This is a genomic window from Providencia sp. 2023EL-00965 (assembly GCF_033550225.1).
Lineage (GTDB): Bacteria > Pseudomonadota > Gammaproteobacteria > Enterobacterales > Enterobacteriaceae > Providencia > Providencia manganoxydans.
The window spans coordinates 56,823-68,793 of record NZ_JAWUEH010000020.1; the positions used below are offsets into that span (position 1 = coordinate 56,823).

The window sequence follows — 11,971 nt, forward strand, 5'->3', positions numbered from 1 at the left end:
CGTTAATCGATTAGTGAGACTGATCTTCTTTGACAGAAGACAGTAACGCGTTGGCAAAAGAGTCGGCAATCATTTTACGTTGCGCTGGTGCGACAGATGTATTAAGTAGATTGGTGACCATGTTACCCAACACCATTAGTGAAAGATCTACTGGAGTATGGTTTTTTTCTAACACGCTGACAAGCTCAGCGAGCAAAGTTTCAACTTTTTCATCACTATAGCGAGATGACTGTGGCATAAATTCTAACATCCTAAATTATTAAAAGCTCACCTATGATAGCGTATAGCGGGATCTTTTTCTTCATTCTTCGCAAGAAATTTATATTTAAGTGAGGATCATGATTATTAAGATTATTTGAGTGAGTATTAGTTCATTGTTAGTGTGTAAAAATGTGCATAAATGACGGTTTAGGTTGCAGATAAATAGCATCAGTGTTTGAATACGCGCGATAATATTTCTGCTTGAACAAGGAGCCTACAATGAGTCTGGAAATTTCCCAGATAGCTTTACATCAGTTGATTAAACGCGATGAACAGACACTTGAAGTGATGCTGCGCGACTCTTTATTGTCAACCGATAACGTTGTGCAAGACATGATGGCAGAATTACACCGTGTATACAGCGCTAAAAGTAAAGCTTTTGGTGAGTTCAATGAAGAAAGCGAATTGGCAGATGCGCTGAGATTATTACGCAAAGGTGAAGAAGAATTCCTTGGCTTCAGTCGTGCGATGACCGTACGTTTAAAAGATGAACTTGCTAAATATCCTTTCGCAGAAGGGGGCGTGGTTCTATTTTGCCAATATCGTTATCTGGCGGTTGAGTATTTATTGATTGCTGTTTTAAGTAGTTGTGACAGCATGTTTGTTACCGACAGTCTTGACCTATCGACCACGCATTACCTTGATATTCCTCATGCTGATATCGTGGCACGTATCGATTTGACTGAGTGGGAAACCAATCCTGAATCATCGCGTTATCTTACTTTTTTAAAAGGGCGAGTAGGGCGTAAAGTTTCTGATTTCTTTATGGATTTCTTGGCAGCATCGGAAGGATTAAACGCTAAAGTACAAAATAAAGGTTTAGTGCAAGCGTTAGATGACTTTTGTGATAATGCGCAAATGGATAAAAATACCCGCCAAGTTTATCGCCAACAAGTGCATAATTACTGTACAGAGCAATTGCAGTCAGGTGAGGAAATTGAGCTGCAAGCGCTATCTAAAGAACTTCCTATTGTTGAAGAACAGTCTTTCGGTGACTTCGCGCGTCAAAATGATTATCAACTTGAGGAAAGTTTTCCGGCCGATAGGGGAACACTGAAACAACTGACGAAGTTTTCGGGCAGTGGTGGTGGGATCACGATAAGTTTTGATGCGATGTTGATGGGGGAGCGTATTTTTTGGGATCCGGTGACGGATACTTTGACAATTCGAGGCACGCCACCTAACTTACGCGATCAACTGCAACGTCGCAGCAAGTAATATGTTACTAGAAATAAATAACGCCGCAATTGCGGCGTTATTTACTCGGCGTCCCGAAAATTTCTAAAGCTCGGCTTGTGGCTTTAATTAAACGCGCAGGAAGTCAATGTGCGTCACTTTTGGCTTGAACGGGTGACGTTGAACTGCCTGAACTTTGACTTTAGTTTCTTTACCATCGATAACCAGGTTCAGAACTTCGTAAAATTCTGCTTTACCTTCTTGGTTAATGACTTCATCGTGGTTCAGAGTTACAGAGATAGGCTCTTGATTACCACCGTAAACGATAGCTGGGAACTGGTTAGCTCTGCGCAGGCGGCGGCTCGCACCCTTACCCTGCTCTGTACGTGCAATTGCATTGATAGTTAACATTACTATTTCTCTATACAAGAAAAAATAAAATCCTGCTACAGGCGACCCAGCAGCAGGTTCGATATTTGGCTTCGTGACATAAAGTCGCTATTGCGAAAACACTGAAGCGGGCAGCATTTTAACTAAAAACCGTGGTTACAGCAATCATAATCTAACCAATATTAGGGACTGCGGGTTTTTGTCGCGAATTTTTACGGCGCAAAAGCGGCTAAGAAACGGTGTAAAAGATAGATTTATGCCTTAATAAATTTAGAACATGATTATTTGCGTGAAGCATTGTGATTGGATCTTGTACTATAGATTGAATGACAGCACGTTTTACTCATTTTATCGCTAGGTTAAGAGAACATACCTTTAATTCGAAATCAGGGACATCAAAAGTCAATCGCTCTTACGAATAGAGTTGGTCAGCGACGCGAAAGCGCCCTTGATAATCGAATATTTTTTGACGGATCTCCCAATAGCTCTCTTTTTTTCTTGCGACAATAAATTGTGGGTAACGTAATAAAACTTGTTGCGTAATGATGTCATTAGCCGTTGTCCATTTAAACGGAACACCGGGAGCTCGCAAGTGTTCACGTAAAAAATGGTGTTCAAAAGCACGTCGTTGGGCTGGGGTATGCAAGCGAAAACGTTCTGAAACAGAGGTACCATCTTCATCATAATAGCTAATTTTCAACCATTCACCTTTATTATCAGTCCCCGTTGTTAGTGCCATGCCACCACAGCGTATGATTAATGCATCTTTGAGTTTTAATGCTGCCTTCAACATATCATCAGGATCGGATAACACTTCATCACATTTTTGGCAGCGACGTGCGGCGATATCATTTTCTGCACCGCAATGTGGACATTGTTTAAAACGAAAACGAAACTCACATTGCTGTTTTTCGCCACGTTCGTTTTCCTCCCAGCCTTGGCATCGACGGCCATAGTGCTCAATGATATGACCATCTTCAGTGCATTTACCCCAGAAAGTATTGGCAAATTGACAAAGAGGACAAAAAACCTGAACGGGAACACTACTTGAATTTGGTTTGCTGGATCCGACTTCAGGGCGAAACAAATCATGTGGATTGCCTGCATAATCTAAAATCAAACATTCATGTTTATTAGGAGCAAGGCGCAGACCTCGGCCAACAATTTGTTGATACAAACTGACGGATTCAGTTGGGCGTAAAATAGCAATCACATCGACATGCGGCGCATCAAAACCAGTGGTAAGCACAGAAACGTTAACTAAAAAGTGCAATTGTTTATTTTTAAATTGCTGAATAATCGCTTCACGTTCAGCAGCAGGGGTATCTGCCGTGACTAAAGCGGCTGTTTCTTGAGGCAAATAACCTAAAATTTCCTTCGCATGTTCAACTGTTGCGGCGAAAATCATGCAACCTTGGCGCGGTAAAGCATACTCAACAATTTGCGCGACAATTGTTGGGGTAATACGTTTTTGTTTTTTAATTGATAGGTTTAATTCATGCTGATTAAAAATACCGGATGAACTGAGTGACACTTGGCTAAAATCATACTGTAGCACTGGCATGTCAAGACGCTCAGGAGGAACTAAAAAATGATTTTTGATCATGTAATGTAATGGTAACTCATAAATACACTCACGAAAAAAGCATGAGTCATCGCCTTTAACCATTCCATGATAATGGTATTGGTATATCCAACCTGATCCGAGGCGATAGGGTGTTGCCGTTAAACCAAGTACTTTTAAGGTTGAATTGTATTGACTTAATCGATTGATAACTTGTTGATATTGGCTTTTTTCATTCACGCTAATACGATGACATTCATCAATGATGACCAGTGAAAAGTTATCATTAAAGTTATCAAGATTACGAGCAACAGATTGTACACTGCCAAAGACAACTTTATTGTGTGACTCTTTACGATTTAGCCCAGCAGCAAAAATATCGGCTTCAAGGCCATAGGTAAGGTACTTAGCATGATTTTGCTCAACAAGTTCTTTGACGTGAGCTAAAACCAGCACACGACCTCGTGCTAGTCGTGCAAGTTCAGCGATGACTAAACTTTTTCCCGCACCAGTGGGAAGGACAATAACCGCAGGATCACGATGCTGACGAAAATAGCGTATTGTTGAATCGACAGCTTCTTGTTGGTATGGACGAAGTTGGAAAGGCATATTATTCAGTATTATTTAAAAATAGAGCATAGCTAAATGTAAAATTTAAGTTAACACAACGAGTTGAGCTAAAAACAGGACTTAGCTGTGTGACGCTATCACTTATAGTTCGTTATTGATATAATAAAAGATGTGAACATAATCACAATAACCTTTCAATTTTATTTCTAACAGCTTGGATGGCATGTACACCAAGTTGCTATTCCATCAAATTAAGAGAATTTATGCGACTGGATAAGTTTTTGTCCCAGCAATTAGGGATCAGCCGGAGTCTAGTGGCGCGTGAGCTACGCGCAGGAAAAGTGACTGTTGACGACGAAATAGTTAAATCGGGATCATTACAAGTGAGTTCTGAACAATCGGTAGCTTATGATGGGGTGGTGTTAACGCATGTCACAGGTCCTCGTTATTTTATGTTGCATAAGCCGCAAGGCTATATTTGCTCAACAGATGACCCAACGCACCCGACCATTCTCTATTTTATTGATGAACCATTGGCTGATAAATTACATTCAGCGGGACGCCTTGATATTGACACCACAGGATTGGTATTACTTACCGATGATGGGCAGTGGTCACACCGAATTACTTCACCTAAGCATCATTGTGAGAAAACATATCGCGTTGAATTAGAAAATGATATTGCTGATGACGTTGCACAACGGTTCGAGACAGGTGTGATGCTAAATGGGGAAAAATATCCGACTAAACCTGCTCAATTAGAAATTATCACCCCAAAAGAAGTACGACTGACAATCAGCGAAGGGCGCTATCACCAAGTAAAACGTATGTTTGCAGCGGTTGGTAACCATGTATGTGGTCTTCACCGTGAAAGAATAGGGGAAATTTGGTTAGATCCACAGCTTTCTCCGGGCGAATACCGTGAATTGACTGCTGAAGAAATTAACAGTATTGCAGTACCACGCTAAATATAGCGTAAGGGTAAGTCGTATGTAGCTGATATCGCTATGTAGTAAGGTATAGGAGTCTAACGAGTGCAACAACAAAAATCATCCTATTTAGGGTTGATATTAATACTTGGTTTATTATCAATGCTGATGCCATTAGCTATTGATATGTATCTGCCAAGCTTCCTTGCTATGGGTGAGTATTTCGGTGTCGATGAAGGCCGCATCCAAATGACACTGAATAGCTATATTTTTGGTTTTGCTATTGGCCAGCTATTTTATGGTCCAATGGCTGATAGCATCGGTCGCAAACCTGTCATCTTAGGTGGCGTTATTGTGTTTGCAATTGCTTCGGCGGCCTGCGCGTTAACTGAGTCAATCGAGTCCTTGATTTGGTTTCGTTTTTTACATGGATTTGCAGCTGCTGCGGCAAGTGTGGTGATCAACGCTTTAATGCGAGATATGTTCACGCGTGATGAATTTTCACGCAGTATGTCTTTCGTGGTATTAGTGATGACCATTGCTCCTTTATTAGCGCCTATTTTAGGCGGTGAAATGATGCGTTGGTTCTCATGGCACGCTATCTTCTGGAGCATTAGTATCGCGGCGGTGATTGCGGTTGTTTTAGTCAGTTTATTTATTCGAGAGACGCTTCCCGTTGAAAAACGTCAACCTTTTCATTTAGGGACCACGTTAAGGCAATTTGCCACCTTATTTCGTGCCAAGCAGGTGTTGTTTTATATCTTAGCCAGCTCATTTTCATTCGCAGGCATGTTTTCATTTTTAAACGCGGGTCCATTTGTTTATATCGACCTAAATGGGGTATCCCCTGTGGGGGGGTATTCAATATTGCACTGCTAGATATGAGCTGAGGTCAGGCGACGCGCCTTGATATGTCTGGCTTTGGCGGCAATTCATCGATTCTGCACTACCGCGCCAATTTTGAGGAAAAATAGGAAAAAACGCGCTATTTTTCGCACTATTTTGAATGGTATTTGAGGAGGTTTTAAAAGGCTTTTAAACGTTTATTAAAAACCTTTTACACAGCATTGCTTTTGGCTATTTCATCTTTAGATGGTTTGGATTCGATTTCCTCAAGAGCGTGCAAAATCTCTCTGTCATATTCCCCATTATTTGTTAATCCAATTTTTATTGCATTTTTTAACATTGGTCGTAGCGGCAGTGTGTCAATGATTGTTTCTAGATTTCTATTGGTCATTGAACTGGTATTTGTTGCTACCAATCTTAATAGTGAGTTAACACCTTCACGAATTATAAAGTTATGAATAACTGATAACTCATCATCAGATAGGTTGTTAAGTATTGTAGATATGTCACCTGCTGTTTTATTTGATGCGGGGTGCGCTATATATTGCGAATCTTTTTCTGTACTTCCCGTTGCGAGCCATTCAACCGAACACTGCACTGCGTTAGCAATTGCTATTAATTTATCTAGTCCTGGGTAGCTTTTCCCACTTAGATACCTCCTAATAACGGATTCAGATACGCCACTTTTCCTAGAAAGCTCAAGATTACTAATATCTCCCATTGCGGACTTTAATCGCTCTTTAAAGCGGATTAATGTCTCATCATGAATAATCTGTTTTTCATCATGATCGAACTTTTCGGGTTTTTCCATCATATCACCTTGATAAATAAGAATATTAATCTCAATAAATTTTCAAAATCAAATAAGGCGAATAATCCGCTATTTTAAACTTGCATTCGGATTATTTAGCGACTATATTTAGCGATATAGATAATCATAACCGGTTATCTATATAGATATCGAAAACGATAACCTTAGAGGATCACATAATGCAGCTTTCTAGGCAAGATTTGACACATTTTTTTGTGCGCGAAGGTCATGACTGGTCAAGTAAAGCGATTTATACCGCACTTGAGCAGCGTGGAGTGGATTTATCCTCATTGGAAATTGAACACGGTTTAAAGACAGGAACCATGCGCAATGTCTTCTATCGTTCTTATCCTAAAGTCGAAGAGATCATTGCGGGGGTGATTGGAATTGACCCTTCAATTATTTGGCCGAGTCGTTATCAACAAACGCCTCATTTCTCTAACCTCAAAACAGCTTGATTGGGTGAATTATGTCTATTTGGCTTGCCGCTAAAGAATGCGTTGGATTACCGGACTTTCCGACGCGCTTGCAAAATATTCGTAGTCGCCTCGATAAGTATTCTGGTGAAAACGAGAATTACCGCCGTCGTCGTGATGGTACGAAAGCATTTGAGTATCACATTGATTGTTTCCCTGAGCATATTCAGGAAATCATTAAATCGCGTTTTTATGCTCAAGCATTAGAAACGCAAGTCCCTGTAATTGTTGAACCAAGTGAAACTAAAACACCACGTTCAACACAATTAGCAACGGATTTAGATCTTATGCGTCAATGCCCTGCATTGCTAGAGCGTAAAATGGGTGAATTGACAGGAAATCAAAAGGATATCGCTGATGCACGTGCGATATTAGCGCAAGAAGTTTTAAAGCTGATTCGCTTGGGTTCGAGCAGAACCTCAGCAGTCAAAATGATATCTGAGCAATCGCGTGATCATACTCTGCCGCCACATTTACAGCGTGCCGCAGATGCTGCCAATGCCCGTAAAGGCAAGAGCCGAAAAGGTGTTAGCGTTCGTTCACTGCAAGAATGGGTAACCGTGTATCAATCAACCACAAATGGCGCTGAACGTCTGGCGTTACTGGCTCCCGGTCATCATAAAGCCCGTAAGCCGGAACAGGTTGCTTGGCTTCCCGCTTTTCTTGTTCATTGGCGTGATACACAAGGGTTTAGCATGAAAGAATGCTACCGCAAATTTTGTAAAGACTGGGAAGAACACTATCAAGATGAGCCAGCTATGCTTCTAGCAGTGCCAAGTTATGACGCTATTCGTCGAGAGATGAATAAAATGCCAAAACGTGAACGTATGAGAGGACGCATTACAGGATCTACAGCAACATCATTAGAGCCTTATCAAAAGCGTGACTGGTCACAGCTACCTGTAAATGGTTGTTGGATATCAGATGGTAAGTCTATGAGTATGAAAGTTGCACACCCTATGCATGGACAGCCATTTATTCCTGAGCTGACCTTGGTTATGGATGGTCGTACACGCTTCGTTGTGGGTTGGAGTCTTTCTTACTCAGAGAATAAATTTGGTGTTGCAGAAGCCTATGCTCGCGGCATTAAGCAATTTGGAAAGCCATTGTTTGTTTACTCTGATAACGGCGGCGGTCAAGCAAATAAGATGTTAGATGATGAAGTGTTAGGTATTTTTTCTCGCATGGGAATTGAGCACTTAACGGGTATCCCTGGTCATCCTCAAGCTCGCGGGATTATTGAGCGTTTAAACGGTGTTATTCCTGAACGTATCGCACAACGCTTTAAAACTTATAACGGTAGACGAGCTGATAAAGAAACCATACGTGTTTTAGATAGGAATATTAGATCAGCCATTAATGCCCAAGAACAAAATAAACCATTAGATGCACGCCAGCGTAATGCTATAGCGAAACTTCCTTCTTGGGGGCAGTTGATGGACGCAGTGCAAGAAGAGGTTGATAAATACAACAATAGTCATGAACACAGCATGTTACCAAAGGTTAATGGTAAATATTTAACTCCAGCTCAATACCGTGCAGCTATTTTAGATTCTGAAGGTGATGATATTGCTTACTTATCTGAAATGGAACTAAGGGAAATGTTTAAACCTCAGTTTTCATGCACCTGTAGCCGTGGTTGGGTTCGCTTTCAAAATAATCAGTACTTTGCTTATGAACTTGCTGATTTTGATGGTCAAAAAGTCCGAATTAGCGTTGATATGCACAATCCGAAAGATATCAATGTGTATCGCATGGATGGAAGTTGGATTTGTACTGCTATTTGGAACGGAAATACACATTCAGCCATTCCTATCAGCATGGTTGAAGAAGCGAAAGCTAAGCGAGCTAAAGCTCAAACTAAACGTCTTGAAGACAAGATTGACGTTATTAAGAAAGAGAACAGACCTGTCATTGAGCACAAACCTGACTTTAGTGGTTTCTTGCCATCAGAGGCGGCAACCTCTGACGACAAACCCATTGCATTTTTACAGTCTGACTTAATACGCAATAGCAGAAAAGCAATAAACGAATAGGAGTTTTACCATGAATGTACTGCAAGAACTCAATGAGTTTATGGAAATCAAAGGCTGGAAGCAAGCACAAGTTGCACGTAGTTCTGCGCTAAGTGCCACAACAATTAGTCAATATCTCAGTGGTACTTATAAAGGCAATATCCAAGCCGTTGAAGCTGAATTGGTACAAATGATGGAGCGTGAGCGTGAGAAGGAAAAAAACCGTCGTCTGCGCCCTGAGTTTGTTATGACTGGCACAGCTAGCCAAGGTTTAGAAGTTATTCGTATCGCACATTTAGACGGTGATATTAACGTCATTTATGGTGACGCGGGAATGGGTAAAACCATGATGATGCGCCAGTACGCCAAGCAATACAGTGATGCGGTATTGATTGAAGCTGACCCAGGTTATACCGCACGCGTTATCTTGGAAGAGTTGGCGAATAAATTAGGTGTCGATGTACGCGGTAATATGCATGACCGCAGTGAGGCAATCATTAAAACGTTACGTGATTCTGGTCGTGTGATCTTAGTTGATGAGGCTGAAAACTTGCCTTATCGCGCACTGGAAACACTGCGTCGTATTCATGATAAATCAGGTGTGGGTATCGTTCTGGCGGGTATGCCTCGTCTAATTATCAACCTGAAAGGTAAACGCGGCGAATACAAACAGCTCTACAGCCGAGCGGGCTTTAAGTTGGAAATGGGCGATAAATTACCCGAAGACGATATTAATCAAATAGCTGTCAGCACTTTACCTGAACTAGAAGAGCAACCTGATTTATTAGCTGCCCTCTATAAAGGTTGTGATGGTAATGCGCGTCGTTTATTTAAATACCTGCGCGGTGTGGCACGTTCAAGTGATATCAACAAAACACCAATTACCATTTCGATGATTAAGCAGTTCTCTAATATGTTGATTAATTAATCTAACTCTGAATTAAACGGCCAGTAATTAATTTCGTCAGTAGCAATAAATAATGCGTTAAAGGCATAACTGGCAAGTGTGGCATTACCTTCATTAGGCTGATTATGATTTTTGAATTCTGATGAGTTACCTATGAATTCAAGAACTTCAGCGTATAAAGCCCGAGTAGCTTGGCAGGTAATGATAGCAGCGTAGATTAACTTAATGTTTCGTTTTGATTTTGGAATGGTGCAACAGCCTTTGTATTGTTCTAAGAAATCAAAAACTTTTTGAACATCATCGTTAAGGCAGTGGGCGTAAAAATCTCTTGGGTATTTATATGTATCAAATTCTTTTTTAAGGTTTTTTCGGTCATCTCTAGATAGTTCATCAACTAACTCTATGTAGATGTTTTCATTCCAATTATTAAATTTGGCGAAATCACCAGAGAAGAAATTGTTAGCGACAAAATGGTGATGTGGAATCATAAATTTATCCTTATTTATCGAGGTTTAACATGGATATCACAATTACAGCAGAAAATCAGTCGGTTATCTCAAAATTCATGAGTGCTGACCTAGTTTCTAAAGAGTTAACGGATTTAGGTCTTACCGTTCTTGATACCTCAATTCGGGATGGTAAGGCACTTATTCAGGTAGCGCGTCATGATTACTGTGATTCGCTGATCCAACACGGGAAAGCAAGTTACGTTTATGTACAAGGCATCAAGTACGGCATTTTTAAATTAGGTCAATGCCGTGTTTGTTGGACAGAATCAATTCATTAAGAGGAACACATAATGACTACTCCGAAGCAATTTACACAACATGATGTACCAGAGGGTTACTGGCGTGATGCTAAAGGTATTTTAACCCCTGTTGATTTAATTAAACCTATTGATATTCAACGTGATGGTTTAGTGGGAGATCTAATTGTACAGGCTATTCAAATTAGTGAGTTATTACGCCAATTTAAATTTTTTACTGCATTTGGTGATATCGAGGCCTTTGTTTCACTTTCAGCAGAGCAGTATGGTGTTAGCGTGGGCGGTAAAAAAGGAAATGTAACGCTCTATTCTCATGATGGCCGTTACAAAATCCAGCGTGCAATGCAAGACCGTATTGCTTTTGATGAGCGTTTACAAGGCGCTAAAGAGTTGATTGACGAGTGTTTAAAGGATTGGGTTCAGGGGGCTAAAGCTGAGATCCATTCGATTATTAACCAGGCATTTGATGTTGATAAGGAAGGAAGCGTAAATACGGGCGCGGTTCTTTCTCTACGCCGATTAGATATTAAAGATGCTCGTTGGATTAAAGCTATGGAAGCCATTGGTGAAGCATTACAGGTCATTGGTAGTCGTGCCTATATCCGTATTTATGAGCGTGTTGGTGATAATGACCAGTACGTGCCTATTCCTCTTGATATTGCGGGGGTGTGATATGTCTTTTGTTCATTATGCCGCTAAAGCATCTCACGCAGAACAGCAAGGCCGCTTTGCTGATGCGTATAAGTATTGGGTTGAAGCGGTACGTCGTGCTCGTAAAGATGCAAACCGTCATTGGGCTGAATCCCGTGCTGATTACTGCCTTAAATCATCAGGGGGTCGTCGTGTCCAAGTTAACAGCCCAGCAATTTAATGAAAAATATCTTGTTGGTCATATCTTTATTTACCAAGAAAGTCGCTTTTTACGTGGTGGGCCAGCAGTTAGAACGTTAGATATAGCAAAAAATGAAGGCAATAGAGTTATTGTCGAAATCAATATTCACCCTTATTGCGTTGATATTGATTCATTAACTAACTCGCAATAGCTAAATAATGTAACCCACTAAAAAACTTAATCTTTTAATTAATGGCGTAAACCCGCAGGGGCTGGCTTACGCCTAAATCTAGGTAATGAGGTTGTCAACGATCAACGAAAACTGATCCACTTTTAACTCAAATTCGATCAATCAAAAGTGATCCACTGTTTCATTTAGGTATGGCACCTGAGCGTCGTTTATCTTTCAATCGATAGCTTTCACCACT

14 protein-coding genes and 1 pseudogene are annotated in these 11,971 nt (G+C 40.7%); 10 read left to right on the forward strand and 5 right to left on the reverse strand.

Annotated elements, in window-relative coordinates; genetic code table 11:
• Window positions 1-10 precede the first annotated feature (10 nt).
• Window positions 11-238, reverse strand: coding sequence for a YejL family protein (locus SC428_RS20085; protein ID WP_070927927.1), 228 nt, complete (start codon window positions 236-238; stop codon window positions 11-13).
• 242 nt (window positions 239-480) lie between these two features.
• On the opposite strand from SC428_RS20085, the gene yejK reads away from it, so the two are divergent.
• On the forward strand, window positions 481-1,479 hold the full coding sequence (yejK, locus tag SC428_RS20090; RefSeq protein ID WP_318709918.1) for a nucleoid-associated protein YejK: 999 nt from the start codon (window positions 481-483) through the stop codon (window positions 1,477-1,479).
• Window positions 1,480-1,566: 87 nt separating this feature from the next.
• On the opposite strand, the gene rplY is transcribed toward yejK, so the two are convergent.
• Both rplY and SC428_RS20100 read right to left on the reverse strand, forming a co-directional pair.
• Window positions 1,567-1,848 carry a 50S ribosomal protein L25 gene (rplY, locus tag SC428_RS20095; RefSeq protein WP_070927890.1) on the reverse strand — a complete coding sequence of 94 codons (282 nt, stop codon included), beginning with the start codon at window positions 1,846-1,848 and terminating at the stop codon, window positions 1,567-1,569.
• A 391-nt stretch (window positions 1,849-2,239) separates the two neighbouring features.
• The gene (locus SC428_RS20100; protein ID WP_318709921.1) at window positions 2,240-4,000 is read right to left on the reverse strand and encodes a DEAD/DEAH box helicase; all 1,761 of its coding nucleotides are present in this window, start codon (window positions 3,998-4,000) and stop codon (window positions 2,240-2,242) included.
• Between the two features lie 224 nt (window positions 4,001-4,224).
• On the opposite strand from SC428_RS20100, the gene rsuA reads away from it, so the two are divergent.
• Window positions 4,225-4,929, forward strand: a complete 705-nt coding sequence (gene rsuA, locus SC428_RS20105; protein ID WP_070927894.1) for a 16S rRNA pseudouridine(516) synthase RsuA — start codon at window positions 4,225-4,227, stop codon at window positions 4,927-4,929.
• Window positions 4,930-4,995: 66 nt separating this feature from the next.
• Window positions 4,996-5,739, forward strand: a pseudogene (locus tag SC428_RS20110) (Bcr/CflA family multidrug efflux MFS transporter); the annotation flags it as partial.
• A gap of 208 nt (window positions 5,740-5,947) precedes the next feature.
• Here SC428_RS20110 and SC428_RS20115 read toward each other — a convergent pair.
• Window positions 5,948-6,547 carry a helix-turn-helix transcriptional regulator gene (locus SC428_RS20115; RefSeq protein WP_318709923.1) on the reverse strand — a complete coding sequence of 200 codons (600 nt, stop codon included), beginning with the start codon at window positions 6,545-6,547 and terminating at the stop codon, window positions 5,948-5,950.
• Window positions 6,548-6,726: 179 nt separating this feature from the next.
• Here SC428_RS20115 and SC428_RS20120 point away from each other — a divergent pair, with 179 nt between their 5' ends.
• From SC428_RS20120 to SC428_RS20130, 3 genes are read left to right on the forward strand one after another with little or no spacing between them, the layout of a single operon-like run.
• Entirely contained in the window at window positions 6,727-7,005 is a 279-nt protein-coding gene (locus tag SC428_RS20120) for a helix-turn-helix domain-containing protein (RefSeq protein ID WP_008916483.1), read from the forward strand.
• An 11-nt stretch (window positions 7,006-7,016) separates the two neighbouring features.
• Window positions 7,017-9,059 carry a Mu transposase C-terminal domain-containing protein gene (locus SC428_RS20125; protein ID WP_318709929.1) on the forward strand — a complete coding sequence of 681 codons (2,043 nt, stop codon included), beginning with the start codon at window positions 7,017-7,019 and terminating at the stop codon, window positions 9,057-9,059.
• Window positions 9,060-9,069: 10 nt separating this feature from the next.
• Window positions 9,070-9,966 carry an AAA family ATPase gene (locus SC428_RS20130; RefSeq protein ID WP_318709931.1) on the forward strand — a complete coding sequence of 299 codons (897 nt, stop codon included), beginning with the start codon at window positions 9,070-9,072 and terminating at the stop codon, window positions 9,964-9,966.
• Here SC428_RS20130 and SC428_RS20135 read toward each other — a convergent pair.
• Entirely contained in the window at window positions 9,963-10,433 is a 471-nt protein-coding gene (locus SC428_RS20135; RefSeq protein WP_272675991.1) for a hypothetical protein, read from the reverse strand. The genes SC428_RS20130 and SC428_RS20135 overlap by 4 nt on opposite strands.
• Window positions 10,434-10,462: 29 nt before the next feature.
• Between SC428_RS20135 and SC428_RS20140 the strand changes: the two genes are divergently transcribed.
• The 4 genes from SC428_RS20140 to SC428_RS20155 are packed head-to-tail and all read left to right on the forward strand — an operon-like array spanning window position 10,463 to window position 11,754.
• The gene (locus SC428_RS20140) at window positions 10,463-10,732 is read left to right on the forward strand and encodes a hypothetical protein (protein ID WP_272675990.1); all 270 of its coding nucleotides are present in this window, start codon (window positions 10,463-10,465) and stop codon (window positions 10,730-10,732) included.
• Between the two features lie 12 nt (window positions 10,733-10,744).
• Window positions 10,745-11,383, forward strand: coding sequence for a DUF3164 family protein (locus SC428_RS20145; protein ID WP_318709936.1), 639 nt, complete (start codon window positions 10,745-10,747; stop codon window positions 11,381-11,383).
• A gap of 1 nt (window position 11,384) precedes the next feature.
• A complete protein-coding gene (locus SC428_RS20150) occupies window positions 11,385-11,582 on the forward strand; it encodes an ANR family transcriptional regulator (protein ID WP_240133528.1) in 198 nt (65 codons plus the stop codon).
• Window positions 11,554-11,754 carry a hypothetical protein gene (locus SC428_RS20155; protein ID WP_318709940.1) on the forward strand — a complete coding sequence of 67 codons (201 nt, stop codon included), beginning with the start codon at window positions 11,554-11,556 and terminating at the stop codon, window positions 11,752-11,754. The genes SC428_RS20150 and SC428_RS20155 overlap by 29 nt, the downstream gene beginning before the upstream one ends.
• Window positions 11,755-11,971: the final 217 nt, after the last annotated feature.

What these genes read in the sequence shown, in the direction of transcription:
- SC428_RS20085 (WP_070927927.1), bottom strand. Translation starts at nt 238, where the DNA reads ATGCCACAGTCATCTCGCTATAGTGATGAAAAAGTTGAAACTTTGCTC.
- yejK (WP_318709918.1), top strand. Translation starts at nt 481, where the DNA reads ATGAGTCTGGAAATTTCCCAGATAGCTTTACATCAGTTGATTAAACGC.
- rplY (WP_070927890.1), bottom strand. Translation starts at nt 1,848, where the DNA reads ATGTTAACTATCAATGCAATTGCACGTACAGAGCAGGGTAAGGGTGCG.
- SC428_RS20100 (WP_318709921.1), bottom strand. Translation starts at nt 4,000, where the DNA reads ATGCCTTTCCAACTTCGTCCATACCAACAAGAAGCTGTCGATTCAACA.
- rsuA (WP_070927894.1), top strand. Translation starts at nt 4,225, where the DNA reads ATGCGACTGGATAAGTTTTTGTCCCAGCAATTAGGGATCAGCCGGAGT.
- SC428_RS20115 (WP_318709923.1), bottom strand. Translation starts at nt 6,547, where the DNA reads ATGGAAAAACCCGAAAAGTTCGATCATGATGAAAAACAGATTATTCAT.
- SC428_RS20120 (WP_008916483.1), top strand. Translation starts at nt 6,727, where the DNA reads ATGCAGCTTTCTAGGCAAGATTTGACACATTTTTTTGTGCGCGAAGGT.
- SC428_RS20125 (WP_318709929.1), top strand. Translation starts at nt 7,017, where the DNA reads ATGTCTATTTGGCTTGCCGCTAAAGAATGCGTTGGATTACCGGACTTT.
- SC428_RS20130 (WP_318709931.1), top strand. Translation starts at nt 9,070, where the DNA reads ATGAATGTACTGCAAGAACTCAATGAGTTTATGGAAATCAAAGGCTGG.
- SC428_RS20135 (WP_272675991.1), bottom strand. Translation starts at nt 10,433, where the DNA reads ATGATTCCACATCACCATTTTGTCGCTAACAATTTCTTCTCTGGTGAT.
- SC428_RS20140 (WP_272675990.1), top strand. Translation starts at nt 10,463, where the DNA reads ATGGATATCACAATTACAGCAGAAAATCAGTCGGTTATCTCAAAATTC.
- SC428_RS20145 (WP_318709936.1), top strand. Translation starts at nt 10,745, where the DNA reads ATGACTACTCCGAAGCAATTTACACAACATGATGTACCAGAGGGTTAC.
- SC428_RS20150 (WP_240133528.1), top strand. Translation starts at nt 11,385, where the DNA reads ATGTCTTTTGTTCATTATGCCGCTAAAGCATCTCACGCAGAACAGCAA.